The sequence below is a fragment of the Providencia alcalifaciens DSM 30120 genome (genome assembly GCF_000173415.1).
In the GTDB taxonomy this organism is placed as follows: domain Bacteria; phylum Pseudomonadota; class Gammaproteobacteria; order Enterobacterales; family Enterobacteriaceae; genus Providencia; species Providencia alcalifaciens.
Map to the genome: position 1 here is coordinate 200950 of NZ_ABXW01000052.1, position 26857 is coordinate 227806.

Here is a 26857-nt window from a genome sequence, read left to right on the forward strand (position 1 = left end):
AATTACGATAATTGAGTCCGTAATTCATTTGCACGTTCAAAAAACTCTTCGAACGAGTCTGCAAATAACTGCATGTTATCTAGCGATGTTGTTTTTAATACCGCCGAAAGCACTAAGTTATCCTCAGCTAAACTTAATGCGGGCTGCCCCACATAAAAATTACGCGGTGGATACTCCAGCATATTTTTTAATAATGCCGCACTGGATGAATCTAAGCGGCTATGGTTACACTCATCTAAACTGCACCAAATAATTAAATCATCCGTAGATAAATCAATATTAATTGCCGGAGCATCACTCATTTCTAATTGAATATTCGAATGGCAATCTAACTGTGAATTCACTAAATCACCACGCCCCATTGAATTCAGAAATGCATTTAATTGTTCAACAAAACGGTATTTCATTCTCGCGTTCCTTATATAGTTTTAATGACGTTTACCCTGACCATTTCAGAGACTTCATTAAATGAAAGCACCTCAAGTTCAGGGAAACGACCTTCCAAGATTTTTTTCACAAATCGGCGGATATCCACGGGAACCAATACATTGACATCCCTCGCAGATAAGTAACTGTTTTCTAATGCCACTTCAGCAGCTTGAATAAGCTCGTTGCTTTTTTCAGGTTCTAAATGCAGGTAAACTCCACCTGATGATTGACGAATACCTTGGCGAATGGTGTCTTCCAGCTCAGCATTAACCATTAATACATTCAGACGCCCTTCCACTGAAAAACGCGAAGAGATATAGCGCGCCATGGAACTTCGAATGTGCTCCACCAACATCATGCTGTCTTTTTCTTTAGGTACCCATTGCACTAAGGTTTCGATGATCAATTTCATATTGCGCACTGAGATTTTTTCCATCAATAACCGCTGGAAAACCTCCGTCACTTTCTGCACCGTGGCATGGCGATAGCATTCTTTCAGTAATTCAGGGTATTTTCTTTCAAGATCATCCAGTAAATTTTTAGTTTCTTGAATCCCAAAGAACTCATTAATGTGTCGGAGTAATAGCGTACTAACACAATCAATCATTTCGGTAATGTCATCTCGTACCAATAAGCCAAGTTGCTCTACATTTTCAAGATATTGGTTATCGAACCATGTATTAACAAAGCCATACTCATCGGTATATTTGGTCAGCTCTAACCCAAGATATTCCAGTTCATCATTTGCCGTCAGTAAGCGATGACCATGGAAATAGACATCATATTCGCCCGCTTTCACTTCATTAATCAGCACAACAATTTTGTTTTCAGGTACGATGGGGGAATAGTTAATCGCGATATCAGGAATGCGATATCCATAACGAATAAATACATCCTTTTTCATACGTGATAAGAAATTATTCTCTTCCAAATGCTGCTTATACTCTTGATTAACAGAAATAATGACGGGTAAGGTTTCAGGAATATATTCATCATCAAAATCATCATTTGCGCGTTGAGTTTCCCCTTCCGTTGCTTCTGTTTGCAGATTTTCTTGCCCTGATTGCTGGTCTTTTCGTTGAGCTTTGCGTTTTTTGAAATAACGTGTCGCAAATAACCCCATCAGCAGCGCGGCAAGGAAGAGGAAAATTGGTGTTGGGAACCCGGGAAGAAAGCCCATAAATAGCACAATCAGCGCCGTGATTAAGATCGTAAAATCATTGTCAAAAAGTTCGGAGACAATGTTTTCACCTAAATTTTTGTCGTTTCCACCGACTCGGGTCACGATAAAACCCGCACTGATAGAAATAAGCAGAGCAGGAATTTGTGCGACCAGCCCATCCCCGATCGTTAACAAAGTAAATGTGTTTAATGCGGTTGAAATATCCATGCCTTGCTGGGCTGTACCCACTGAAATGCCGCCAATCAAATTGACGAAAATGATCACGATACCCGCAATCGCATCTCCTTTAATAAACTTCATCGCACCATCAAAAGAACCAAATAATTGACTTTCTTTTTCCAGCTCACCACGCTTAATTTTCACGGTGGCTTCATCAATCACACCGGCGCGTAAATCTGCATCAATGCTCATTTGCTTTCCGGGCATGGCATCCAATGAAAATCGAGCTGCCACTTCCGCAATACGCTCTGAACCCTTTGTGATAACAATAAATTGCACAATGGTCACAATGGCAAAAACCACCATCCCAACAACCAAATTATCTTGAATAACAAATTCGCCGAAAGTATCGATAATATCGCCAGCATCTGCTTCTAATAAAATAAGGCGGCTGGTACTAATCGACAGTGCCAATCTAAATAACGTGCTAATAAGTAAAATAGAAGGAAATGATTGGAAGTTAAGCACTCGAGTAATATAAAACGAGCTCATAAAGATCAGCACAGAAATCATAATATTCAATGCAATCAAGAAATCGACCAATACGGTGGGTAATGGAATAATCAGCATCGCAATAACCATTACCATGATGACTAATACCATCAATTCAGGGCGATTACGGATCTGTAATAAAAATCCGGTGAAGTTTTTCATGAAATCGTTTATTTCCTATTAAATCATGGCTGTCTGCGCAAACGCTGTTCTTGCACTAACAGTTGAGCCATCTGTTTTTTTAATTGGTCGAGTAATTCATCCCGCGCTTCCAATGAGTGAAAGACCGCTACAGGTATGATTGAAAATGCAATAATTAACAGCTGAACAAAGCGAGCACGTAAATCCGTCGTCATGATTTTTAATTGCTCATCAATAAAACTAATCAGTTTTTCGTTAAAACTCTCTTGGCTACGAATACCGCAAGTAAACAATTGGCTTAGCACTTTTTCTAAATGGCTCTGCTGTAATTCGACACTCTGGCGAAATAGACCTGATTGGAAAAATTGCTGACTAAATACTCGGTCTAAAGATTGCAATTCACGCAATCGACCAATTCGAGTAAAGAAACTCCCAAACTCACTGATATTAAGATCCCCTAAAGGGAGTGCTTGTAAATCACACGCGAGAGCACGCGCTAAATAACGCATCATGTTTTCACGCTGGGTCATTTCCATCTCTTCAACCCACTGTTCATATAGATAAACAACAGGACCGTCGTAACCAATAAACTCACGGTAGAGTGCTCTTAGATTTCCCGCGTTTTCACGTAAAGTTTGCGCAAATGCTTTTGCAATTAAGGCGATATTGACGCCAGCTTGCGCAGCTCGCTGAGTATCCTCCGTAAGGAGCAATCGCTCTAACTCTTGTAAAGCCTCTATCTGTTCTTGCTTAAGTTTCTTTCGGTTAATCAGTGCAGCTAATACCATTAATAAATCACTGGGATCCGTGAAATACTGCAATAGAAATGCGCGTAATTGCTGCGGAGTCATCATTTGGCGATTTAAAATCCCCTCAATGTGCAACACTTTTTCATCCGCATTATTTTCTAGGATGCGCTCTGCAAACTGCATCCACTCTTCATCCTGTCCTTGCTTTGAACCACTGCGACGAACGTGGCTCGCTGCAAGCATCGCCATGGAGGCGTATTCGCTTGAGCTATCAATAACACCCGCACCACGGGCAACTTCATCGGAATCATCACGACTTTTTGCTGCTGCTCGGCTCTTGTCTTGCGTATTGAGCAGCATGCGATTGCCATAATTCAGTGGCGTTATTGCCATGAATCCCTCATATATTGCTGTAAGAACTCCACCGTGCCGTGAAGCTGGCTATTTTTTTGAGTAATGCGCGTTTTATCCGAGAATTGTCGTCCATCCCAAACCTCGTTTTCATCTAATAAACGCGGCTGGATAAGAAATAAGCGCACCATTTTTTGTTGGTTTGTTGAGGAATGACGAAACAGTCCACCAATCCAAGGAATATCCCCAAGAAGTGGGATTTTACTTTCGTTATCAATATATTGGTCGCGAGTATAGCCACCGATTAACAAACTGCTATCTTTCGCAATACGTGCAACAGTATTGATGCTGGTTCGGTTAACAGAGGGCAACCCTTCGACGTTTGACGTTTTTCCGCTGCTATCTCGGCTTTCAGCACCATCTTCAATATTGACTTCCATCTCAACGCTTTGCCCACCAGAGATGCGAGGCATCACGCTGATCATCGTGCCGTAAGTGACCTGCTCAAGCGTCGCAATACGTTCACCTTGTAATTTGGCGTAGAAACTGGTGTTGTTATCGAATAATGCAGGCACATTTTCTTGAGTTAATAGAACTGGGCGCGAAACAATTTGGCTATTACCATTTTTGCTAAGCGCATCAATTTGAACTAAAAATTTACTGCTATCCGGTAATGTACTGCGGTTGAAAGAAATAGACCCACCGCCCGCTTTAAAGGAACCGACCTCCCAATTCACACCTAAGTTATCCAACTCTGAGCGAGTGATATCAATGATCCACAAAGAGAGTTCCACTTGGCGGCGACGATTATCTAAATTTTTAACTAAATCTCGCACATAACGAATTTGGCTTTGGCTACCTTTTACAATCAAGCTATTGCTATCAGGATGGGCAACTAACGAAAATGCACTGTTCGATGCATTACCACGCTTCACGATGAGTTGACGATTTTCGACAGGACTACCACCGCCAATCGGTGTATCCATCAATGCATCAATGTCATCACCCGATGTATTGAGCTTGATAGGTTCAACATTCAGCGCTTCTTCAACGCTACCGCCCCCATTTTTAAACAAATCACTAATCACCGTTAGCATGCCGGGAACAGTGACGGATTGTCCTCTTAAAGAATAAGTACGATCAGTCACAGAAGCGTGTTTCAACGGAATAACGGCGACATTACCACTGCGTTTTTCTTCACTTTGGCTCTGTTCTCCAAGATATAATGCGGCGCCTTTAATCAACTCCACATAGAGCGGGGGACCAGAAACAAATAACATCGTATCGCCACCTTGAGAACGGACAGGGAAGCGAGCGTCATAAATGCCATTTCGTTGAATATAACTCAGTACCTGTTGGCTACTGACTTTCTGAGTTGGAATAATTAAGCTACGCATTTCACTGTTGTCGTAGACATAAATACCCGCACCATCGTCATACCACACCAACGCGATACGACGCGTTAACGCTTTAAACATTTCATCCGCATTACCCAGATTAAAATTTCCCGTCACTTTCTTTTGAGAGGCTAATTTACTTAAAATAATGGGTTTATTAATACGCTCAGCAACAGCCTCAAAGACTTTTCCTACCGCAATATTATTAGCGACAAATGTATCGAGACTTCTTGCCTGTGTAACAGGTTCAGCAATCAACATCTCTGATTGCGCTGTATTGATATTTACACTCAGTAAAAACAGCGAAATAGCAACCGCTGTAAATTTTTTACTGTTCATATAACATTGCTCCAAGGTGCCTTATTTCTGATGGGGTAAGACCCAACTCTTTTTTTAAATCATTTGTAAAATGAGAGGCAGAGCAATAACCCGCTTCTAGCCCTACATCTAAAATGGAATGTTCACTTTCAATTAATTGCAAAATAGCCGCCCCCATACGCACGCCCATAATTTTGCGCTTAGCTGTTTTATTGAAATTTTCTCGATACAGTTGCCTGAAATAAGAAGCGGAAATACCATAGCGATCGCATAATTGATTAATATTGGCATTTTTATCTTGTTGAGCAGCTGAAATTAAAAACCGCATCATTCCATAGGCTTCATAACGCCTTAATACATCACACCACTCTTCAAATAATGGTTGTTTTTTAATAATCATATCGATAACAACATTCTTTATTAAATTCGGTGATGATATTTCATCATCAAATAAAATAAATTCACCTAAATGACTATTGTCATTATTTTTCCGCGCTTTTTTTGCAAGAAAGGATTGTCCCATTGCAGTATCAATAATAGCGAGAGTTTCAACCAGTTCTGATAATCCTAGGGTATAAATATCCCATTGACTTTCATCTTCTGTTATTAGCTCATCATATTTGCAGATAAATATAACGGGTTTATCTACCTTAATATTTAATTTTGTATACAGAGATTTATAAAAAAGCGTCGCTGTATTTTTCTTTGGTATTGACAAGACCAATGTGTCTTGTAAAGAAAAGCAACTATTCCCACCCTCTAATAATTTAGCAATATCTCCATTCGACATTATAAATCAGTCCTATTCATTTGGCTTTTACTAAACCTAGAGTCAATGATAAAAACAAAAAAAACAAATGAATAGTCCGGAATAGATCGGAACACTTTACCAATATATAAAGTGTGAATGAATAAGATAAATTCAGCTGACTATTTAATCTATTTATATTTAACTACTGTCATTGAGTGGTGAATAACTCACCATTTTTATTAATTGAGATTGTCTTTATGATAGAACCAAAACTCCACACATGTATAATTAAAATTATTAGTGGACCAATGAGCGGTCAAGAACTAATGATTAATATTGATAAAAACATCATTATCACTGATAGAAACATTAGTTATAAAACAGAAATAGATGAAAATGGGTTTACTACGTATTATATTCCAAGTGAAAAGGAAAAGTGTGAATTTTCTATTCTTTCTGATCAAGAATCAAACAATGGACTTACAATTCATCTTACCCAAGAAAATAGTACACAGGTGTTTCCAATAACATTTCAAGACATATTATTGATTGATAGATTTCCATTTATCATCAAGAAACTAAATGATGAATGGAAGACGCATCATGCAGTCCTTGATCCCAATGAAATCCCAGTGATACACCCAGAGAACCATTCGGATTATATTAAAAGATATAAGGTTACTTTTAATAAAAAATGGTTAATACTTATTTTGTTATTTTTAACCATTATTTTATCAATAACCTTTGCATTCCAAATTAATCCAAAAAATGATGCTGAAAAACGTATTCAAAGTATTGATAATATATTGAAAGGTAGTCAACATCCAATTATATACACGCAAGGAATAAATGGGAAAACACTTATTTTAGTTAGAACACAACGAGATGCAGACTGGAGCCAACAAATATTATTAAAAGAAAATCATCCTGAAAATTATACGATCTTAAAGATAAAAAAACTTGAAGAAGAGATTGAAGAAAAACTGATAGACACTGTTCCTAACTTACTAAAGGTTGATATTGAAAACCCTTGCCAGCCAATTATTAGAGTGATTAAAAGTCCATTACCGAATAGCAATGAAAAAAATATTAATCAACTATTTTCAACATATTTTCATTGTTATAAGCAAAGTAAAATAGTAGAAACATCCTTTAACGAACTTATTAAAAAATCAGAGCTAGGTTTAGCTGAAAGTAACGTTAAGTGGCAAAAAATAACCAAAGATAACAAAGTTATCTTTGTTATAAGAGATAGTTTAAATGATAAACAAACTCTCTCTTTAATTAGCTTCACAAATTCATTTAGTCAAAAGTGGGGAACTAAGCAAATTCAATTCTCTGTTTCCCTTGCCAATAATGAACTTGCTGGAAAATCGTTTATCACCCATACCAATGGTATTACTCTACTAGGGAATAATCATTGGTTGTTTAACTCAAACCAACCTAATTAGTAAGGTAATAAATATGGCAACTCCAGGTATTAGTAATGCAGAGGGCAATTGGGATGCATCTGCATTAGAACAAGAGTCTACCACAGCAACAGATAACAAATGGGGCATGATGTATCGCAGCTCCGCTGGTATTAGCGAAAGAACTAAGACTATCGCTGATGAATTAAAGTCTATGATTGACAACCCAAATCTGGAAGTCGATAACCCGCGCGTTTTGGGTAAAATCACAGCTTTAAGCGGCAACTATAATATGGCACGTCAATTACAAAGTAACGTAATGAAGTCCATTAAAGATGCGGCACAAGCCATTATACGTAACGTTTAATTTTAATTTGAGCATCATATATCTTGATGCTCTTTATTATTTATAGGAAATATCTATGCTACCTATTTCATCAATAAGTCCTATTGCAACCGTAGTTGATACTGTTTCTCCTGTTTCAGTCTCATCTTTAGAAGAAACCGTTAAAAAATTATTTTCTGAGTATGCAGCCAATGCAAATGCAGAAAAGAAAAATATTATTGAAAAATCACAAAGTATTGACCCAAGTAATCCCGTACAAGTACTCAATTTACAGGATCAAGTTGGCAAATACACATTAGCCTTAAATATGGTCAGTACACTTACACATAAAGTGACATCAAGTATTGATTCTGTCATAAAAGCACAATAAACCATGAGCATATTAAAAAATTTTTATTGATTAGTTTTATTGGTTTATTGCTTGGTTGTGATAATCAATTATTACTGAGCAATCTCAGCCAGCGCCAAAGTAATGAAGTTCTCGCAATTTTGCAGGAGCATGGTGTCGATGCCAACCGTAAACAAGATTCCAAAAATGGGGACTCTATACGCGTGGCACCCAATGACTTTGTGATTGCTGTTGATTTACTGCGCCAATATAACTTGCCATCGAAAGATCCCGTGGAAATTATTGATGCTTTCCCTGGTGACTCTCTTGTCGCATCACCACAGGCAGAACGTACACGACTCCTTTCTCTCATTGAACAGCGTCTGGAACAATCATTACTGACTATCCCCAATGTCGTGAATGCTCGCGTGCATGTCAGTTACCCTATTTCCGGTAATGGTCCCGTGAAACAGGCACAAAAAGTCTCGAGCTTAGTCACTTATTCTGGAAATGAAGATCCGAAAGTCATGATGAACAAGATTAAACTGTTTTTAAACAATAGTTTTGCCGAAACAACGTATGACAATGTCTCTGTTGTGATTGTTAGCCGCCCTCCTTTACTCTACCAAACCAAAAATGGTCCAACACCTGCATTTAACCCTGTCATTGCATCCGCTTTAGTCACAGCGTTAATTGGTTTGTTAATCGCACTCGGCTTGTATCTGTATCAACGCAATAATAAACAGCACGAAGAAGAAACGGAGAAATCAAGCCATGCCCCTGTTGAGTAAACTACTCGTTGACCAAAAAAATATTTTCTTAGCGCCCGGAGAGTATTTTCACTCTGAGTTTATCGGTACTCACTATCATCAATTACCCCCACTGTTACAAAAACAGCAGAATTCTCAGCTTATTGAGCAATATCAGTTGGGGTTACCGAATGAAAATACGCCTATTTTACCGGAGGTCTTGGCGGATAATTGGTCACGAATACCCTCTATTGCATGGGGATTAGGTGTTATACAACATTCATCTCCACTCCCTTGGTGGGGCGAGTTAACTCAATATCATCAACTACATAGACAATTTACTCATCCGTTATGGCAAAGCCAAATACACCAAATTGAAACGCCAGAACAGCTACTTGCGCTAGGCGCAGAGCAACTTTTAATGTGTTTAAACACGTTTGGTGATTGCTATACCACACGCGCGAAATACATGTTTAGTCGTAGTACACAAGCGGTCATTAATGATTCTGTCAGTGTATTACTACCTTGGAATATTATCGAAGAAACTTGCCATTATGTCAGAGAACACGCAGCCTAATATCCAGCAAACCATCATTGAAGATGTATTAATTAAACACCATGCTTTGAATTCTAACCAATATGCGCAATCTGTCGTTAAATACGCTCAACGCAAAGCAAAAGAACATATCCAACATGCCCAACAAGCCGAGGAAACTCTTTATACCGCAGCATATCAACACGGTTACCAAGATGGGTTACAACAACTGTTACAGGATTTTATTGCCGTATTAGAAGTCAGTGAAAAGCACTATCAATATACCGTCAACAAAACGGAAGAACGCTTAACGAAAGTGCTAACACATTTATTTGCGGATTTACGTTTGCAAGAAATCATTGCGGAATACTTTACACAGCTACAACCTGAAACTGCCAAGACACAATTGCACTTACCTACAGAGTTACAGACTAAATTAGGAAAAAAAATCAATGGTATCAAGATATTAAACAGCCAAAATAATCATATTTCTCTAGAAGTTGGCAATAAAATCACTCATTTTTCACCCGATGTTGCCGCCAAAAATATACAACCACAAATCCTATCGATTTCGGCTCGTTGTCAAATACAACAGCAGCACAAGGAAGCTTATAGTCGCTTGATTCAGCAACTATCAATCTCAAGGAAGCATAATGAAAATTAATCCAAACTCACTAAATCTTTTATCAACACCGCGTACTTATGAAACTCCACCAGTAAGTACATCTGATCTACATACAAGAATGAATACCCGCAGGAAACCTAATCACATCATGAAAGACATACAAAATTACCACGAAAAAAACATACCTCACATTTCAGAGAATGCAGAAGAAAAATTAAACCTATTTATTCAAGAATTTACTAATCAAGATAGTCAAAAATCACAATTTCTTCTTGTGTTTAAAACCATGATTAATTTAAACCGTAAAGACAAAGAATCATTCATTGCAAACGTCGCACAGACATTAAAATCTTCATCTGAAGCCTCCCCGTCTTTATATGAAGATTTTACTAAATCACTTCAACGTTATATGGCAATAACATTCATGAATGCCCCATTTACAGAGCAATTAAACAAAAATATGACGAATTTTAATATTGAAGGTGATGATGAGGATATAAATGAATTATAGTATATATAAACTGAATGATTAATTTCCCCTTTATTCTTATTCATATCATATCCCCCTCTTCCGACGAATAACTATAAGCCTAGGTTATGTTTTTTATAATCTATGCTTTTTCATATTATCTTTTTCAAAAAATATAAAAAAAACAAATTTGAAATTGATATATACAATCACTGGTAGTAGTTTAAATTTACATCACCAAAACACATTGTTTGATTTAAAAAAACGCTTTAATTTTTCATCTATCCGATACTTACTGTTTTTTTATATTGAACACTATTTTACTGGCAGTTACGATGTCTATATTTAATTTTATATTGAACTATATTTGTGGGAAATACTATGAATAACATGGAATACAATAAAATAGAACCAATGATACTTTTATGTGGTCAAGTCGTGTATGACCCATTAAAGAGAACATTATCCCGTGGAAAAAGAACAGTAAATTTATCAGAAAATGAATCCTGCCTTTTAAAACTTTTACTATTAAAAACCAATAGTAAACGCGAAGTAATGCATGAGATTTGGGAAAAACGCGGAACCATTGTGACCGAAAGCAGTTATTACAAGCTTGTTAGACAGTTACGCCAATCCTTCAAAAAAGTAGAATTAGATGAAAACTTGATAATGACACTACCAAGGATTGGTGTTTTATACACAGGCGAAAAATCAGAAATGCCAATTTTATCAAGGTCTAATGAACAAAAAAACATGTACTCATATGTTCGTTGTTTCTTCCAAAAAGTATTTAATCGCTCGTTTCAATAAGATAGCCTTACCATAGAAGATTAATCATGCCAAAAATTGTTATATCAAAAAATATTCTACATTCTCTATTTATATTGACCTGCTGCTTATTTCTATTTGCATGCAATAACCCCATAAACAAAAAAGAAAATACATTTAATATTCAGGGTGACATCTATAGCCAATCTCACGATATTCCAGGAGAAGCATTAGTCACACTCTCTGTTACAGAGATAAATGGGAATAGTTATTCAGCAAAAAGTCATTACGATTATACGATGACTACACGTCAACCAAGCCGCACTGTGAATTTTTCAATTAACCTACCTGAAAAAATCTCAGCCAAAAATCATTACTTTGGCTTAAGTATACGTATTGAAAAAAATGGTGAATTATTAATGATGAGTAATCAGATTACGCCACTCAATAAAGATTCATCAGATAGATTATCACTGCGTGTCAATAGCCTTTAAACCAACATTATAAAATCTTATTAAATTAGAACACCTAGCAGGAATTCGATTAATTCTTTTTATTTCCAAACTATTCAATAAAAAATGGAATAAATAGCAAATATAATCATCTTGAATAAATCAGAGCGGTGCCTTTTCCCCATTTAATTCGATGCATCAATTTAACATTCGAATTAAATGGGTCATCGTGATTCTTTTCAACAAACACCTCTGAATTCTATTATGCCAATCTTATTTATTGGAGTTATTTCATGTATTACAGGTCAAGGAATTTAATTCCTCGTCGTTTAAAATTCACTGCATGGATAAACATAGCGATACAAATTAGCTTCCCACTCGTGTCGATCTTCATCCCAATGGTAGCAAGTGCCTTTACTGAAGATAGAAATAAGCATCAGAAGCCATTATCGCAGAATAATAAATATTTTTTCTTTAAAGAAACGCAAGCCTATACCTTACAAATTGGTGAGACAACAAGAAGCATTGCTGAAAAATACCATATAAACCTACAGCAACTCCAACAGCTCAATCAATTTAGAACGTTTGCTTATTCTTTTGAGAATATAAAACCGGGCACTGAAATTGATATTCCCACTTCACCTTTATCACCACGTGAACAGGAGAACCTACGACCTATAGTGGCACCTGAAGCATCCACTGAAAACCAACTTATTTTGGCACAGTTTGTCTCAAAGACAGGGCAATTTTTCACAACTAAACCCACAAATGAAAAGACCAAAGCCTTTGCGCGTGAACTCGTCACAACTACAGCAAGTAGCTACCTACAAGATTGGTTTAATCATTTTGGAAGTTCACAGATTAAACTCGAAGCAGATAAAAAGTTCTCATTAAAAAACTCACAAATTGACTTACTGCTTCCACTTTACGAAACAGAAAATAATTTATTGTTCACCCAAACAAGCTTGCACCGTAAAGAAGGACGTATCGAAACCAACCTTGGATTAGGGACTCGTTGGTATGGTGAAAACCAGATGATCGGTGGAAATAGTTTTTTTGACTATGATATCTCTCGTAAACACTCCCGTTTAGGGTTAGGTGTCGAGTACCGCCGTGACTTTTTAAAACTTTCCGCTAACAGCTACCACCGATTAAGTGGCTGGCGTAATTCCCGCGATTTAGCCGATTATTCCACTCGCCCTGCTAATGGTTGGGATCTTCGAGCTGAAGGTTGGCTACCCATTTATCCACATATAGGGGGTAAACTGACATATGAACAGTTTTATGGAGAAGAAGCCGCTCTATTTGGTACTAAAAATCGCCAAAATAACCCTTATTCAATTACAGCTGGCATTAATTATACCCCAATTCCATTGATCACATTGAATGGAGAACATCGTCAAGGTAAGGCGAGTAAGCAAGATTCGCGTATTGGTTTAAAGCTGAGCTACCAATTTGGAAAATCGTTCAAACAACACTTAGATCCTGATGCAGTCGGAGAATTCCGCTCGTTAATGGGCAATCGTTATGACTTTGTCAGTCGCAACAACCATATCTTGTTAGATTACAAAAAAAACGACACTATTTATCTCAACATGAACGCATCCATAACAGGTATTTCAGGGGAAAAAATCCCCCTGAAATATACCATTAATAGTCAATATGGTTTTAACCGCATCAATTGGCATGCCGATAGCCTCGTTGCCGCTGGCGGTCAAGTTATTGATGAAAAAAATGGTGCGTATAGCATTATTCTCCCGACCTATAAATCCGGAGGAAAAGTACAAAACCGCTATACCATAAACGCTGTTGCGGTTGATTCGAAAGGTAATATTTCTCCAAATGCTATATTACAAGTACAAGTTACACAACCTACTATTTTTTCTGCTAATAGCCCTCTTACACCTACAATCAATTTAGTTACGAACGGTACACCTGCTTTTACAGGCATAAAAGATAATAAACCAGCGAGCAAGCTGTTAAAAATGGCAGACCCATATATACATAACAACCACCACAAGATTTGAAGAAACACACTCTTTTCATTTTTACCCTAGAAAATTGTAATACCGATATAGTGCTCATAAATTATTAGTGATTTTTAGATATACCTATAAGTCATAATATGAGTTTAGTCACATCTATATAATGGTTTTCAAATCAAAAAATGTAATGAAAAATCCTTTACTACTAAAGTAGCATACTGCTTAGTAACAATTTGACTTAAAAGGACTGATGGCCATTTTTAATGCCAATCATCATAAAAAGCACTCAATTATCTTTTTCATTTTGAGTGCTAAAATAACTATCACGCTAGAAACAAAAAAATACAACTCATGAATAAGGATATTATGACTTTCATCGTAACACTATTACTTGGCATATTTGAAAGAACAACAAAAAATCGATCAAATAATGATCCTCCTAGTTTGACTCATTAGTGGAATAAACTTATAGCATGAAAGAAACAAACCAAATTAAGGGTAATTAAATATAAAAACCCAATATTGTTAATATTTTATTTCCTGTTTTTTTGGCATCAAATATCGAAATATGACAAATTCACAACACATCATGTTGATCAAAAACAATACATTAAAATTTACATTTGTTCTAACATTACGTAAATTCAAATTCAAATCATTGAAAATGATAACTTAATTTTAGGATTAAATATTTAAGAAAAATAATAATAGGTATGTGGATATTTAAAACGTCATTTTGAGACTAATTGAAAACAATTATAAGTATAGTATATCATTCAGTGAGTGGCACTTGATGGTCACTATATATTTAACCAAAAATGAAAAAACACAGATTATATTAAATGTCATTTATAGAATCTGAGAACCCACATTGATTGTTATCTCAACAATATAATTTAATAGAGAATATTTATGAATAGAAAATTTCCTGTAGCTTATGCCGTTGGACAAAAAATAAAATCATTAAGAAAATCTCAAGGTTATACTGTATTCCAGTTAGCAAGAGAGTGTAATATCAGCGAACAACAGCTATTTCGTTATGAACGTGGTGTTAATCGAATTGATATAGATTGCTTAGCAAGAGTAACAAAAATATTAGATGTTAATATCAGTGATATATTTTGTGATATATTCCAAGACAATCAAGATATTAAATATGAAAATAAAAACCAAGAATCCGTTGAGTCTTACGCATAGATCGCGTAATTATCATTCAATATTTACACCAACGATTTCTTGATTTGAGAAAGTTACTCTATATATGATGCATCCGTATAAAAAGTAAAAGCCTATTCAAAGGCTTTTACTTTTTATTTCATTTCAAATTCTGCCATTACAATATAGACGCTGTTAGACCTCTATTTGCGATTTTCCTTCACAAGCACTACCCTATACACTGTTTTACTCATCCATCTGCGAAAAACCATGTCACAACCAACCACATTCATGCAACGGCTCGGATTTGATTCTGACCGTTTACGTTTTGCTATGATTACTGCCTGCGCATCGATTTTAGCGCTATTTATTGCTGAATATGCCGGACTTGCTCATCCTCAATGGGCCGCAATGACCGTTTGGGCATCCGCACAACCATGGCGAGAAAACCTATTAGAAAAAAGTTGGTGGCGTTTTGCCGGCACCGTCAGTGGTGTACTGGCTGGCGTGATGCTTATTCAACTTCATCAGATCAGCCCTTTATTGTTTGTGATCAGTTTAGCTGGATGGCTAGGTGCATGCAGTGGAATCGGTCAATTACAAAAAGGCTTTGTGGCCTATGGGACATTCTTGGCTGGATATTCCGCGGTTATGGTGAGCATGCTCAGTGTCCACGCGACTAACAATCTTTTCTTTGTTGCTTGGGATCGATTTTGGACCATATTAGTCGGGGTGTTATGCGCTATTGTGTTTAATTTTCTGTTTACACCTAAACGCGAACAAACCGCAATCATCGCTTTAAAACAGAAAATTGATACTCAGTTTTACACTATTTTGCATCGTTCGTTATACAAAAAAGAACCTATTGCTAAGCACGAAATTGACACACTTTGGCAGCAAATGACGACCTATGATGAACAGCTTGAGGCAAACCGTATTGGCTGGCGTTATCACCGTAAACAAGTCGCAAAAGCACGCCAGCAATTATTTTTCCAAAGTCAAATTCTGCTGCAATTAGAACATGTTAAAAATATCGCTGCTTTCCCATTCCCCAAAATACAACCCACTGAACAACAATGGAAACATATCCTTTCCGTGTGTCCTAATGGCGTATTAAAGAATCTCCTGATCCCTCTGTTTTATGTCTCAAAAGGGGTGTCTATCAAAGCACATTACCGCGTCGATAAATTGAAATTACACCATGACCGAATTTCGGCTTGGCAAGCCTTCGCCCGTGCTTTTGTCACCATTGCCACCGTTGGTTTTTTGTGGCTAGTGACCCAATGGCAAGCACTTGCCTATCTGACATTAGGGTTATCAGTCATGATAGCGTTGTTTGCTTCTCTCGATTATCCCGCTAAGTTCATGAAAAATATATTTACAGGACAGTCTCTTGGCGCAATTGCTGCCTTAATTTGTACGTGGTGTTTATGGCCATTTGCATCATCTTCATGGCAAATGAGCGTCTTTATTGTCCCCGTGATCATTAGTGGTATTTTTGTTTTTGCCCACAGTAAACTGATTTTAATCGCCTTTGATTACATCATGGTCTCTTTGATCTTACTGCAACCGAGTTATCCTTTTACCTTGAGTTTTCCTGAAAGCCTCGGTAATGCCATCGCTATTGTTTGTGGACCACTAGTCGTAATGGGGGCTTTTTATTGGATTTACCCAACCAACCCCAAAAAACGTTACCAAAACCTAATTTTACTTAGTGAACAACAAGTTAAACTTGGACTTAATAAAATTATTACCGGACAGAAACCCTCTACATCTCAAATGAGCCATCGCCTATTTAGTGGGTTAATATTAGCTCGAAAAAATGACACTTCATTTGATAAAACCCTACAATTCTTCGCTATCCGACATGGAATTTGGCTCAATTTGATGCAAGTTTATAAACAATTTTCTGCTTGTGAATCGCATAAACGAGCCCTAAAAGGACTCGTGTTACATTTACAACGTCCACACCCTGATACTGTAAAAATTCATCGATTCACACAAAGGCTACGACGCAAAGCAAAAAATAGCGGTGAGCTATGTCTTCTGCTCGATAAAGTTCAGTTATATCTCCATAATTTAAACGCTAACAATTAAAGACAAAAAATAACAATTAATGAAGGTATGAAAAAAATAAAATAAACGATCAATCTAGATTAATTATTTAAAATAAATATCTTCTTTAATTTAAAATCACCCAATATAAGTGCTATATACAATAAAAAATTACGGTGTAATTTAAAATTTTTTTTAATTTCACGCGAAATTATCGGCATATTCAAAAAACGTAAAATTTGTTTAATTTTCGTTTAAAATCAGCATATTGATAAAAATCATACAATACCCATATTCCTGCTTTTCTATTTGACTTCATGACCTTTAATTTGCCATAGTAATTATTCAATATAAATATTTATATATTTCAACATTCCTTATTTTTATTCACTTTTTATTTTCACCAAAATAAAACATATCTGATTACTATTTTATAACAGAGGTTTTCATGACTAGGGAATTATTTTCTACTAATGAAATGAAAGTATTATTTGAAAAATTAGCATCCTTTACTTCTTATCCTGAAAATAAAGGCGTCACACGTTTAGCTTATACGCCAATAGACCAATCTGCACATCAATACATGATAGATATCATGCAAAAAGCAGGCTTTATCGTACGCCAAGATGCAGTCGGTAATATCTTTTGCCGATTGCCGGGAAAAAATCTCGATTTACCCGCCGTTGGAACAGGTTCCCATCTCGATACCGTACCCAATGGCGGTGCATATGACGGCACCCTTGGTGTTGTTGCTGGATTTTATGCACTCATGCAATTTCAGCCGCAACAATTATCCCGATCCCTTGAGCTCGTGATTTTTAGAGCAGAAGAATCCAGTCGATTTGGTTTTTCATGTATTGGTAGCAAAGTGTTACTTGGAAAAGTCGACCGTGAAAAATGGTCACTCAATCGCGATGACGATGGACGTAATTTTTTCGACGTACTTGATAGCCTTGGCTACCCAAGCCAAGATATTGAACAGTGCCAATTAACCGATGATACCTATTCTGCGTTTATTGAGATGCACATTGAGCAAGGTCGACGTCTTGAGCTAGCAGGAAAACCCGTAGGAATTGTTAACGGTATTGCCGCCCCCACCCGATTCCAAGTGCAAGTGACGGGGCATGCCGACCATTCCGGAGCAACCCCCATGTACCAGCGCCATGATGCTTTAGTGGCGAGTGCGGCTATCATCAGTGATCTCAACCGCGCTGCATGCCGAGAAGCCGTCTGGGGAACTGTCGGCACGATTGGAAAACTCAATGTTTATCCAAACTCCATGAATGTGATCCCCGGAGAAGTGAATTTCTTAGTCGATATCCGCGGTATTGAGTCAGAAAGTATTGCTCGTGTTGCCAATCACTTGAAAAATTCCATTAAAAAGTCTGAACAAGACAACGATGTTTCCATTCAACTTCGTGAAATTTCTGCCGAAGCTCCAGTGAAATTAGATAGCAATATTTGTCACCTAATTGAGCAACTCTGTATTGAACACAACATCGACTATATGACCATGCTAAGCGGTGCAGGGCATGACTCCATGAACCTCGCCCAACGATTTCCGACCGCAATGATTTTTACACCATCAAAAGAAGGCATAAGCCATCATCCCGATGAATTCACCGACTTCGACAATATTATCGTTGCCGCCAATCTATTGAAAGACACGCTATATGCCTTAGCGAAATAAAAAAAGCCGCTGGGATATTCCTTTCCCAGCGGTTTTTCTCTATCACTTAACTACCTAGCACTTAAATACCTATCAATTTAAATTACATTAAGGACACTAAACATCCGGTATACAGCTGATAGGCTGTTAACATCTGTTTCTCATCAAAATCAAAGTTAGCTTGGTGATGCCCCGCGGTTCTGTCCGCACCCACAACGAAATACAGTGATTTACCACCATGGCGCTGAACACGCTTAGCCAAAATTGTCGCATCTTCACTGCCACCAAATGGTCGAGTTGCAACCGCTGTTAATTCAGCATGTTGTCCCACCACACTTGCCAGAGTATCAATCAGTTCTTGGTCATTGGTTAAATCCACCGCTTCCCCCATCACTTCACTTTCCATTTCTAATTGGAAGCTATGTGCGGAGCCTTCAGCCATGCGAATGGCATTTTCGCTCATAAAGCGGTTAATTTCTTCGTTTTCCCCACGCACTTCTACCTGCATTTGGGCATACGATGGCGTGACATTACGCCCTTCCCCTGCATTCAACACCCCAACATTAATGCGTGACATGCCTTTACCGTGTCGTGAGATGCCTAGCATTTGCGTTGTTGCATGACAGGCGCCCGCTAATGCATTACGACCTAATTCAGGTTCAGCTCCCGCATGGGAAGGTGCTCCTTTGAAACGAAAATCCAACTTAGTGGTGCACAAGAAATGGGTAGGGTTAATCACAATTTCACCGCTATTGGCGATAAATCCTAGGTGAGCCCCTAAGAAGTAATCAACATCATCCACGATCCCACTTTCTGCCATCGCTCTTGCACCACGAACCCCTTCTTCAGCAGGTTGGAATAACAATTTTACCTTGCCAGATAAGCTGGCTTTATTTGCCACTAGCCAATGGGCAACAGCTAGACCAATTGCAATGTGTCCATCATGACCACAGGCATGCATCTCACCAGGGTGGCAAGAACTAAAATTATCATTTTTTGGGCGATGAGTTTCTTGGGTACTCTCAGTCACCCCAACACAGTCAATATCGAAGCGTAGTGCAATTGTCGGACCGGCTTTACCACTATCAAAAATAGCAACGCATCCCGTTAGTTCCTGCATTTCAGCTAACAGATCTTCATTCACTTGGTGTTTTCTTGCAACCGCTAAACCTTTCTCAACCACGTTTTGTTGGCGTCCAAAAGCGTATTCAGGATTAATCACCTGTGGACCCACTTTCACGTCTAAACCTAAGCCACGCAGTTCTTCAACAATTTTCGCGGTCGTTAAAAATTCAGACCAACCAATCTCTGGATATTGATGGAATTCACGACGCCATTCGGTCAATTTTTCTAATGTGATGTTCGACATGTTATCTCCTTACAATTAAAGCATGATGAGCGCAATAAAGATCACCCCAACAATCATGCCGGGCGCAGTACGCTTAACAATCTCCATCGGGTTAACATTGGCTAAACCCGCACAAACGATAGCTGCACCCGCTAACGGTGACATGGTTCTACCCAAGGCGCCAGAAATTGCAGATGCCATTCCCAAATCAGGAATTTCGTAACCAAATTGCTGAGCAAACGGCGTGACAGTTTCATTGAAAGCAAATGCCGCTGCATCGCCTGAGCCCGTAATAATCCCCATTAAGAATGGACCCAAAGTCCCTCCCCAACGTGCAAATTCAGGAGAATGAATCAGAAAACCAATAAAGGAATCAATTAAACCAGATGCTTTTAAGCCCGCAGAGAATACTGCAGCCGCAATGATAATCCCGAGGACATCCCCATAAGCATTCCCCATTCCTTTAAAGAACTCTTTCGTGATCGTAGAAGGGTTAGTGCGAGTAATCACTAATGCATAAATAGCCCCGATCACCATCGCTGCGGGTACGCTGATTTGATAAGCTTTCAATGCATCCATGAACGGAAGAATCAATAAAATCAACGGAATAAAAGGTGCTGTTGCATACAGGTAATTTGGCTGCTCTGCCGGCGTATTTGGCTCAGTTCCCGCAGCGCCATTCACCTCTACCACGGCTTTCATGTTGTACTCTTTTTTCACCAACGCGACGACCGCTAACGAAACAGCTGCGATACCCCCCACCGATAAACTGTATGGTCCATGGCGAGCAATTAAGTCAACAATACTCATATTCGACATTTGTGCCACAAATGGGTTATGAGACAAACCTGGACTCAACATAGAACCGATAGTACCGCACAGCACGGCACCGCCAGCAATAGCAGGATGAATACGTGCAGCAATCAACAATGGAATTAATGTTGCACCTACCGCAGCGGCACACCCTGCCGCAGAAGGAATTGCAATATTAATGAAGAAGGTCAATACAACGGCGGCGGGGATCAAGAAAAAACCTAATCGTGTTAAAACCTTAGATAACACAAGCACTAAGTGTTTATCACACTTGGTATATTTCATGACATAGGCAAAACCCATACTGGAACAAATGGCTTGAATCAGAGGGGCTGAAACCATACGCTCACTAAATGCATTTAAGGCATCCATTGGCACAAGGCTGACAATACACAGCACCAGCCCCGCAGCAATTAACACCATTCGGGTTTCATATTTTTTTATTAAAAGATAAATTGTAACAACAATAATTAATGCCGCGATAATTTGTATTATCATGACTGCACCTCTTTTATCCCTGGATAAATAGATAAGAAAAACAAAATGAAGAGTAATTTTTAATTGGTGATTCATTGTGAGCTTTAATGGCTTTATTTAATTGAGGGATATCAATTTTAATTCCCTATTTTGAAATTAACCGTCATTTTGTGATCCACACAATGTTTATCATAAAAAAATCCACCAAAAATTAAAAATATCCTTTAAAAACATAGCCATGAATAACGCAAAGGAAACATTAAGTTTCGTTAAAATAACGATAAAATTAACGTCCTTATCATTTTGTTAAAATTAGAACGATTTTTTCAAACTTCATTTATTTAATATAAAACCATTAATTTTAGTAAATAATAAAAATTATATATTTGACTATTAAATTGGATTTAAATCATTCCTTACAAAAAAATTGAAGTAATAAATTCCACATAACAAATTAAAAGAGTAGTTATAAATAAATATAAAAACCAACTTACCTATAATATTTGTTTGCGTAAATATAAATAAAAATAGCAATGTATTAAAATCCACATGATCGGAAGTCTTTTATTTTTATTTTACGCTTATTTTCTTGTATTGAGAGTCATTTTCATTTCGTCCTTGCTTTGTCATTTTATCCATTCACTCGATTTATTATCGCTTCATCCCCCACCCTCCAACCATGCTCACTAGAGTAAAAAATACGCAAAAACACCATTCATTAATTCTTTTTAAGCATGTATGAAATCGTTTGCTTTTTATTTTTACGGCTATAAACTGCGTCGGATTTTTTGGCTAGAGAAAAGCAACAGGAGGTCATTGTGTCCGGCGATAAAAATTATAGTCATGAGCCAGTACCCATATCCGCGCGAAAAGGCGGGCTCGCATTAACCTTTGTAATGCTGGGTTTAACGTTCTTTTCCGCCAGCATGTGGACCGGAGGCGCTCTCGGTACCGGTCTTAGTTTCAACGATTTCTTCCTCGCAGTTCTCATTGGTAATCTTATTCTTGGTGTCTACACCGCCTTTCTTGGTTTCATTGGTTCAAAAACCGGCTTAACAACCCACCTTCTTGCTCGTTATTCATTTGGTATCCGCGGCTCTTGGCTCCCTTCATTCTTACTTGGCGGTACACAGGTCGGCTGGTTCGGTGTCGGCGTTGCCATGTTCGCCATTCCCGTCGGTAAAGCTACTGGCTGGGATATCAACTTACTGATTGGTATTTCCGGTATTTTGATGACCATCACCGTGTTCTTCGGAATCTCGGCATTAACCGTTCTGTCAATTGTTGCTGTTCCTGCTATTGCTATCTTAGGTAGCTACTCCGTATATCTTGCCGTCACTGATGCCGGCGGCTTAAGCGCACTACAAACCATTAAACCTGCCCAACCTATCGATTTTAACCTTGCGCTCGCCATGGTGGTTGGTTCGTTTGTCAGCGCCGGAACGTTAACCGCCGACTTCGTTCGCTTCGGGCGCAAACCAAAGATCGCGGTACTGGTTGCCATTGTGGCGTTCTTTTTGGGTAACTCACTCATGTTTATCTTTGGTGCTGCGGGTGCCGCTTCCCTCGGCATGGCAGACATCTCTGATGTGATGATCGCGCAAGGGCTGCTCATTCCCGCGATTATTGTGCTTGGTTTAAACATTTGGACCACCAATGACAATGCGCTATACGCTTCCGGTTTGGGCTTCGCAAACATCACGGGTTTATCCAGTAAAACATTATCCATTATCAACGGCTTAGTGGGCACACTCTGCGCACTGTGGCTGTATAACAACTTTGTCAGCTGGCTGACCTTTTTATCCGCAGCCATTCCACCGATTGGTGGCATTATCATTGCGGATTACTTAATGTATCGTCATCGTTATGCCACTTTTGACATGAGCAAAATGCGCGATGTGAATATCAGTGCGTTAATCGCTGTTGCTGCGGGCGTTGCCGCAGGACATTGGTTACCGGGGATTGTCCCTGTGAACGCTGTGCTTGGCGGTGCTATCTGCTACGCCATCCTAAATCCACTATTGAATCGCGTGCGCGCCACTAATTCGGAGATGACCCGTGCTTAATCAACATATTCAACATATCCACAATGTCCGTTTGCCTGAACGTGAAGGTCTGTGGCGAATCGATATTGAAAATCAGCAAATCAAAGCTATCGTTCCTCAGCCCGCAGGTGAAGTATTAGCCAACAGCCTAGACGGCGAAGGCGGTTTAGCTATTCCACCGTTTGTTGAGCCACACATCCATTTGGATACGACCCAAACCGCTGGGCAGCCAAATTGGAACCAATCGGGTACGCTGTTTGAAGGAATTGAACGTTGGGCAGAGCGCAAAGCGATGCTGACCCATGACGATGTGAAAGAGCGCGCTTGGCAAACTCTAAAATGGCAAATTGCTAACGGTATCCAACATGTTCGTACCCACGTTGACGTTTCCGATGCCACTTTAACGGCACTGAAAGCCATGCTGGAAGTGAAAAAAGAAGTTGCGCCGTGGGTGGATATGCAAATCGTTGCCTTCCCACAAGAAGGGATCATGTCCTATCCAAACGGCGAAGAGCTATTAGAAGAAGCATTACGCTTAGGCGCCGATGTTGTCGGCGCCATTCCGCACTTTGAATTCACTCGTGAATATGGCGTGGAATCACTGCATAAAACCTTCGCTCTGGCACAGAAATACGACCGTTTAATCGATGTTCATTGTGATGAAATTGATGATGAACAGTCACGCTTTGTTGAAACCGTTGCCGCTCTCGCTCACCGTGAAAATATGGGCTCACGCGTCACCGCTAGCCATACCACAGCCATGCACTCATACAATGGGGCTTATGCATCCCGTTTATTCCGTCTGCTGAAAATGTCTGGCATTAACTTTGTCGCCAACCCGTTAGTGAATATTCACTTACAAGGTCGTTTCGATACCTATCCAAAACGTCGTGGGATCACCCGTGTCAAAGAGATGCTCTCTGCCAATATTAATGTCTGCTTCGGTCATGACGATGTATTCGACCCGTGGTATCCACTGGGTACAGCCAATATGCTGCAAGTGCTGCACATGGGACTGCATGTTTGCCAATTGATGGGTTATGGTCAGATTAACGATGGTCTCAAACTGATTACTGAGCACAGTGCAAAAACGCTGAACTTACAAAACTACGGTATCAATGAAGGGAAACGTGCCAGCCTACTGATCCTGCCTGCTGAAAACGGTTTTGATGCAGTTCGTCGCCAAGTGCCTGTACGTTACTCCATCCGTGATGGTCGCGTTATCGCCACCACACAGCCTACCATCACCCAGATTCAACTCGACGACGTCGAAACCATCCGTTACGGCTATCAGCCACATAGCGGAAACTAAGTTTTATCCCCCAACACGGGGCTTATTGAGCCTGCAATCAATGAGAACCCCGTGTTGTTTCTTCCTATTGGTCTTTCACATCGCATCTTAGGACTAAATTCCTAGCCATTTCTTTAACGTTAAAATTTCTTTAAGATGAAATAAAATTAAGTCAAATAATGTCATTGTTAGGTTGCCATGAGAATACTATTAATTGAAGATCACCTAAAAACGCAAGGTTGGGTCAAAAATGGTTTAGAAGAAGCCGGATTTCTTGTGGATGTCGCTGATGATGGTCGCGATGGACTCTATTTTGCCTTAGAAAACAATTATCAATTAGTGATCCTCGACATCATGCTGCCGGGTATGAATGGCTGGGAGATTTTAAAGATCCTACGCACAGCTAAAAATATTCCGGTCATTTGTCTCACGGCTCGAGATGCTGTTGATGACCGGATTAAAGGTTTAGAGCTCGGCGCCAATGACTATCTTGTTAAACCGTTTTCATTTTCTGAATTATTAGCACGGGTTAAAAACCAATTAAAAGTTAACCAGCCCGTCTCAACCACCATGACCATTGCAGATCTCAAAATTGACTTAACTCGCCATGAGGTTGAGCGTGGTGGACAAAAAATTATCCTAACCCGACAAGAGTTTTCCTTATTACTGTTTTTTGTCCTACATTGCGATGAAATTTTACCGAGAACTTTAATTGCTAGCGAAGTCTGGGGGATCGATTTTGACAGTGATACCAATATCATCGATGTCGCCATCCGTCGATTGAGAAAGAAAATTGATGATGAGTTTGAAATTAAGCTTATCGAAACCATCCGTGGGATGGGGTATCGCTTAAATAGGCCAATAGAATGAAAAAGAAGTCACTTCGCTTTAAACTTATTTCTCTGTTTATCATTTTGATGGTTGCTAATGCCGGTGTAGTGACATGGATTTTGTATCATTCACTCAAAAATGAATTATCTGAGCAAGATAACAATTTATTGGTTAACCGTGCGGAACAGCTTGCCAAACTCATCGCAGGTGGCATTGATATCAAAACGCTTCCCATGTATTTCCAAAGTATGATGGACATGCGCCAAGACTTGATTCAAATTTCTGATACAACAGGGCACATACTGGTCACCACCAATCGAGAATTACTGGATACGCAACCACTTCAGATAGTCAATCTTGAACAACTCAATATCAATGCCATCAACCATTGGCAAACCGCTCAAGGTATCCCCATTTCCGCAGTTTATTTCGCAATGAATTCCCCAATAGGGCCGCTCCATGTGGTGCTTGGTAAAGTCTCCGTCGACCGCAGCGGCGTATTGACCCAGTACCTCACCCAAAGCTTACTTATTTCTGCCTTATCGATTTTGCTAATGGGTCTGCTCAGTTTATGGCTCTTGAAAAAAGGCTTATCCGATATTCAGGCATTGAGCCAGATCACGATCAAAACGGATGTTCATGCGTTGAATGATCCGATCGATATTGATCAGCTACCACAGGAGTTGAAAGTGCTGGGCGAGTCAATGAACACCATGCGCCAACAGCTAAAACACGATTTTGTTAAGCTCACTCAATTTGCCGATGACTTGGCGCATGAGCTGAGAACCCCCATCAATGCTATTCGGGTGCAAAATGAAATTACACTCCAGCGCTCACGTAGTGTTAGTGAATATGAAATGATGATTGTCAGTAATATTGAGGAGCTCGATAAACTGGCGAAAATGATCCAAAGTTCCTTGTTTATTGCCCGTGCTGAAAATAAAAACATTACCTTAAATCGAGAGAGTCTTTCTCTATATTCAATCGTTAACGATGTTTATGAGCTCTTTTCCGCGTATGCGGAAGAGAAACAAATTGAGCTCTATTGCGAGCCTTCATCCGTAACGATTGATGCTGATCCTGTATTACTCAGCCGAGTTTTTGTGAATATCGTATCCAACGCGATTAAGTATTCGCACTCAGGCACCCGCGTTGTTACCCAAATTATTGCCCTGCCGCAACAACGGGAAATTAACATTACCAACCAAGGCGAACCGCTACAAAATAGTAATGAGATTTTCACCCGTTTTTGGCGCGGAGATAATGCCAGAACCACGGAGGGAACTGGGCTGGGGCTGGCGATTGTCAAAGCCATTGTTGAACTGCATGGCGGCTCAGTTAGCTTTGAACACCATGCAGGTACCAGCACTATTACGCTAAAGTTTCCTACAATTAAGTAAGATGACAAATTTGTCATCTTACTGTCAGCCACTTTTATCGCGCTTTCGGTATAACTGATTTCATTCCTCTTTTTGCT

Annotated in this window: 24 protein-coding genes; 17 read left to right on the forward strand and 7 right to left on the reverse strand. The window is 39.0% G+C overall.

Annotated elements, in window-relative coordinates; genetic code table 11:
* Nucleotides 1–2 precede the first annotated feature (2 nt).
* From PROVALCAL_RS12845 to PROVALCAL_RS12865, 5 genes are read right to left on the reverse strand one after another with little or no spacing between them, the layout of a single operon-like run.
* Entirely contained in the window at nucleotides 3–407 is a 405-nt protein-coding gene (locus PROVALCAL_RS12845) for an InvB/SpaK family type III secretion system chaperone (protein ID WP_006659716.1), read from the reverse strand.
* An 11-nt stretch (nucleotides 408–418) separates the two neighbouring features.
* The gene (locus tag PROVALCAL_RS12850; protein WP_006659717.1) at nucleotides 419–2485 is read right to left on the reverse strand and encodes an EscV/YscV/HrcV family type III secretion system export apparatus protein; all 2067 of its coding nucleotides are present in this window, start codon (nucleotides 2483–2485) and stop codon (nucleotides 419–421) included.
* Nucleotides 2486–2508: 23 nt separating this feature from the next.
* Nucleotides 2509–3606, reverse strand: coding sequence for a type III secretion system gatekeeper subunit SctW (sctW, locus tag PROVALCAL_RS12855; RefSeq protein ID WP_006659718.1), 1098 nt, complete (start codon nucleotides 3604–3606; stop codon nucleotides 2509–2511).
* Nucleotides 3597–5300: a type III secretion system outer membrane ring subunit SctC gene (sctC, locus tag PROVALCAL_RS12860; RefSeq protein WP_006659719.1), complete on the reverse strand. Its 1704-nt coding sequence runs from the start codon at nucleotides 5298–5300 to the stop codon at nucleotides 3597–3599. The genes sctW and sctC overlap by 10 nt, the downstream gene beginning before the upstream one ends.
* On the reverse strand, nucleotides 5290–6069 hold the full coding sequence (locus PROVALCAL_RS12865) for an AraC family transcriptional regulator (protein ID WP_006659720.1): 780 nt from the start codon (nucleotides 6067–6069) through the stop codon (nucleotides 5290–5292). The genes sctC and PROVALCAL_RS12865 overlap by 11 nt, the downstream gene beginning before the upstream one ends.
* A gap of 218 nt (nucleotides 6070–6287) precedes the next feature.
* Between PROVALCAL_RS12865 and PROVALCAL_RS12870 the strand changes: the two genes are divergently transcribed.
* The 13 genes from PROVALCAL_RS12870 to PROVALCAL_RS12930 all read left to right on the forward strand — a co-directional run bounded on the left by PROVALCAL_RS12870 (nucleotide 6288) and on the right by PROVALCAL_RS12930 (nucleotide 18596).
* Nucleotides 6288–7481: a PrgH/EprH family type III secretion apparatus protein gene (locus PROVALCAL_RS12870; protein ID WP_006659721.1), complete on the forward strand. Its 1194-nt coding sequence runs from the start codon at nucleotides 6288–6290 to the stop codon at nucleotides 7479–7481.
* Nucleotides 7482–7494: 13 nt separating this feature from the next.
* Nucleotides 7495–7806 carry an EscF/YscF/HrpA family type III secretion system needle major subunit gene (locus tag PROVALCAL_RS12875; protein WP_006659722.1) on the forward strand — a complete coding sequence of 104 codons (312 nt, stop codon included), beginning with the start codon at nucleotides 7495–7497 and terminating at the stop codon, nucleotides 7804–7806.
* 55 nt (nucleotides 7807–7861) lie between these two features.
* Entirely contained in the window at nucleotides 7862–8155 is a 294-nt protein-coding gene (gene sctI / locus PROVALCAL_RS12880; RefSeq protein ID WP_006659723.1) for a type III secretion system inner rod subunit SctI, read from the forward strand.
* A 26-nt stretch (nucleotides 8156–8181) separates the two neighbouring features.
* A complete protein-coding gene (gene sctJ, locus PROVALCAL_RS12885; protein ID WP_006659724.1) occupies nucleotides 8182–8904 on the forward strand; it encodes a type III secretion system inner membrane ring lipoprotein SctJ in 723 nt (240 codons plus the stop codon).
* The gene (locus PROVALCAL_RS12890; protein WP_006659725.1) at nucleotides 8888–9439 is read left to right on the forward strand and encodes a hypothetical protein; all 552 of its coding nucleotides are present in this window, start codon (nucleotides 8888–8890) and stop codon (nucleotides 9437–9439) included. Before sctJ ends, PROVALCAL_RS12890 begins: the two co-directional genes overlap by 17 nt.
* Nucleotides 9417–10061 carry a hypothetical protein gene (locus tag PROVALCAL_RS12895; protein WP_006659726.1) on the forward strand — a complete coding sequence of 215 codons (645 nt, stop codon included), beginning with the start codon at nucleotides 9417–9419 and terminating at the stop codon, nucleotides 10059–10061. Before PROVALCAL_RS12890 ends, PROVALCAL_RS12895 begins: the two co-directional genes overlap by 23 nt.
* The gene (locus tag PROVALCAL_RS12900; protein WP_006659727.1) at nucleotides 10051–10533 is read left to right on the forward strand and encodes a hypothetical protein; all 483 of its coding nucleotides are present in this window, start codon (nucleotides 10051–10053) and stop codon (nucleotides 10531–10533) included. The genes PROVALCAL_RS12895 and PROVALCAL_RS12900 overlap by 11 nt, the downstream gene beginning before the upstream one ends.
* Before the next feature lie 339 nt (nucleotides 10534–10872).
* A complete protein-coding gene (locus PROVALCAL_RS12905; protein ID WP_006659729.1) occupies nucleotides 10873–11301 on the forward strand; it encodes a winged helix-turn-helix domain-containing protein in 429 nt (142 codons plus the stop codon).
* 26 nt (nucleotides 11302–11327) lie between these two features.
* Nucleotides 11328–11753 carry a YbaY family lipoprotein gene (locus PROVALCAL_RS12910; protein ID WP_006659730.1) on the forward strand — a complete coding sequence of 142 codons (426 nt, stop codon included), beginning with the start codon at nucleotides 11328–11330 and terminating at the stop codon, nucleotides 11751–11753.
* Nucleotides 11754–12004: 251 nt separating this feature from the next.
* Nucleotides 12005–13738, forward strand: a complete 1734-nt coding sequence (locus PROVALCAL_RS12915) for an inverse autotransporter beta domain-containing protein (protein ID WP_039862008.1) — start codon at nucleotides 12005–12007, stop codon at nucleotides 13736–13738.
* Nucleotides 13739–14608: 870 nt separating this feature from the next.
* Nucleotides 14609–14893 (forward strand): helix-turn-helix domain-containing protein, encoded by a 285-nt coding sequence (locus PROVALCAL_RS12920; RefSeq protein WP_006659732.1) that lies wholly within the window; start codon nucleotides 14609–14611, stop codon nucleotides 14891–14893.
* A 228-nt stretch (nucleotides 14894–15121) separates the two neighbouring features.
* A complete protein-coding gene (locus PROVALCAL_RS12925) occupies nucleotides 15122–16948 on the forward strand; it encodes an FUSC family protein (RefSeq protein WP_039862010.1) in 1827 nt (608 codons plus the stop codon).
* A 406-nt stretch (nucleotides 16949–17354) separates the two neighbouring features.
* On the forward strand, nucleotides 17355–18596 hold the full coding sequence (locus PROVALCAL_RS12930; protein WP_006659735.1) for a Zn-dependent hydrolase: 1242 nt from the start codon (nucleotides 17355–17357) through the stop codon (nucleotides 18594–18596).
* Between the two features lie 82 nt (nucleotides 18597–18678).
* Here the strand turns inward: PROVALCAL_RS12930 and PROVALCAL_RS12935 are convergent, their stop codons facing one another.
* On the reverse strand, nucleotides 18679–19944 hold the full coding sequence (locus tag PROVALCAL_RS12935; protein WP_006659736.1) for an amidohydrolase: 1266 nt from the start codon (nucleotides 19942–19944) through the stop codon (nucleotides 18679–18681).
* 15 nt (nucleotides 19945–19959) lie between these two features.
* Entirely contained in the window at nucleotides 19960–21234 is a 1275-nt protein-coding gene (gene dcuC / locus PROVALCAL_RS12940; protein WP_006663154.1) for a C4-dicarboxylate transporter DcuC, read from the reverse strand.
* Between the two features lie 797 nt (nucleotides 21235–22031).
* Here dcuC and codB point away from each other — a divergent pair.
* The 4 genes from codB to PROVALCAL_RS12960 all read left to right on the forward strand — a co-directional run bounded on the left by codB (nucleotide 22032) and on the right by PROVALCAL_RS12960 (nucleotide 26780).
* Nucleotides 22032–23279 carry a cytosine permease gene (gene codB / locus PROVALCAL_RS12945; protein ID WP_036966377.1) on the forward strand — a complete coding sequence of 416 codons (1248 nt, stop codon included), beginning with the start codon at nucleotides 22032–22034 and terminating at the stop codon, nucleotides 23277–23279.
* Nucleotides 23272–24570 (forward strand): cytosine deaminase, encoded by a 1299-nt coding sequence (locus PROVALCAL_RS12950; RefSeq protein ID WP_006659739.1) that lies wholly within the window; start codon nucleotides 23272–23274, stop codon nucleotides 24568–24570. Before codB ends, PROVALCAL_RS12950 begins: the two co-directional genes overlap by 8 nt.
* Before the next feature lie 177 nt (nucleotides 24571–24747).
* Nucleotides 24748–25419, forward strand: a complete 672-nt coding sequence (locus tag PROVALCAL_RS12955; protein WP_006659740.1) for a heavy metal response regulator transcription factor — start codon at nucleotides 24748–24750, stop codon at nucleotides 25417–25419.
* Nucleotides 25416–26780: a heavy metal sensor histidine kinase gene (locus PROVALCAL_RS12960; RefSeq protein ID WP_006659741.1), complete on the forward strand. Its 1365-nt coding sequence runs from the start codon at nucleotides 25416–25418 to the stop codon at nucleotides 26778–26780. The genes PROVALCAL_RS12955 and PROVALCAL_RS12960 overlap by 4 nt, the downstream gene beginning before the upstream one ends.
* Nucleotides 26781–26857 lie beyond the last annotated feature (77 nt).

Bases quoted from the DNA above. Each gene is read 5' to 3' on its own strand.
- PROVALCAL_RS12845 (WP_006659716.1), bottom strand. From the start codon at position 407: ATGAAATACCGTTTTGTTGAACAATTAAATGCATTTCTGAATTCAATG.
- PROVALCAL_RS12850 (WP_006659717.1), bottom strand. From the start codon at position 2,485: ATGAAAAACTTCACCGGATTTTTATTACAGATCCGTAATCGCCCTGAA.
- sctW (WP_006659718.1), bottom strand. From the start codon at position 3,606: ATGGCAATAACGCCACTGAATTATGGCAATCGCATGCTGCTCAATACG.
- sctC (WP_006659719.1), bottom strand. From the start codon at position 5,300: ATGAACAGTAAAAAATTTACAGCGGTTGCTATTTCGCTGTTTTTACTG.
- PROVALCAL_RS12865 (WP_006659720.1), bottom strand. From the start codon at position 6,069: ATGTCGAATGGAGATATTGCTAAATTATTAGAGGGTGGGAATAGTTGC.
- PROVALCAL_RS12870 (WP_006659721.1), top strand. From the start codon at position 6,288: ATGATAGAACCAAAACTCCACACATGTATAATTAAAATTATTAGTGGA.
- PROVALCAL_RS12875 (WP_006659722.1), top strand. From the start codon at position 7,495: ATGGCAACTCCAGGTATTAGTAATGCAGAGGGCAATTGGGATGCATCT.
- sctI (WP_006659723.1), top strand. From the start codon at position 7,862: ATGCTACCTATTTCATCAATAAGTCCTATTGCAACCGTAGTTGATACT.
- PROVALCAL_RS12890 (WP_006659725.1), top strand. From the start codon at position 8,888: ATGCCCCTGTTGAGTAAACTACTCGTTGACCAAAAAAATATTTTCTTA.
- PROVALCAL_RS12895 (WP_006659726.1), top strand. From the start codon at position 9,417: ATGTCAGAGAACACGCAGCCTAATATCCAGCAAACCATCATTGAAGAT.
- PROVALCAL_RS12900 (WP_006659727.1), top strand. From the start codon at position 10,051: ATGAAAATTAATCCAAACTCACTAAATCTTTTATCAACACCGCGTACT.
- PROVALCAL_RS12905 (WP_006659729.1), top strand. From the start codon at position 10,873: ATGAATAACATGGAATACAATAAAATAGAACCAATGATACTTTTATGT.
- PROVALCAL_RS12910 (WP_006659730.1), top strand. From the start codon at position 11,328: ATGCCAAAAATTGTTATATCAAAAAATATTCTACATTCTCTATTTATA.
- PROVALCAL_RS12915 (WP_039862008.1), top strand. From the start codon at position 12,005: ATGTATTACAGGTCAAGGAATTTAATTCCTCGTCGTTTAAAATTCACT.
- PROVALCAL_RS12920 (WP_006659732.1), top strand. From the start codon at position 14,609: ATGAATAGAAAATTTCCTGTAGCTTATGCCGTTGGACAAAAAATAAAA.
- PROVALCAL_RS12925 (WP_039862010.1), top strand. From the start codon at position 15,122: ATGTCACAACCAACCACATTCATGCAACGGCTCGGATTTGATTCTGAC.
- PROVALCAL_RS12930 (WP_006659735.1), top strand. From the start codon at position 17,355: ATGACTAGGGAATTATTTTCTACTAATGAAATGAAAGTATTATTTGAA.
- PROVALCAL_RS12935 (WP_006659736.1), bottom strand. From the start codon at position 19,944: ATGTCGAACATCACATTAGAAAAATTGACCGAATGGCGTCGTGAATTC.
- dcuC (WP_006663154.1), bottom strand. From the start codon at position 21,234: ATGATAATACAAATTATCGCGGCATTAATTATTGTTGTTACAATTTAT.
- PROVALCAL_RS12955 (WP_006659740.1), top strand. From the start codon at position 24,748: ATGAGAATACTATTAATTGAAGATCACCTAAAAACGCAAGGTTGGGTC.
- PROVALCAL_RS12960 (WP_006659741.1), top strand. From the start codon at position 25,416: ATGAAAAAGAAGTCACTTCGCTTTAAACTTATTTCTCTGTTTATCATT.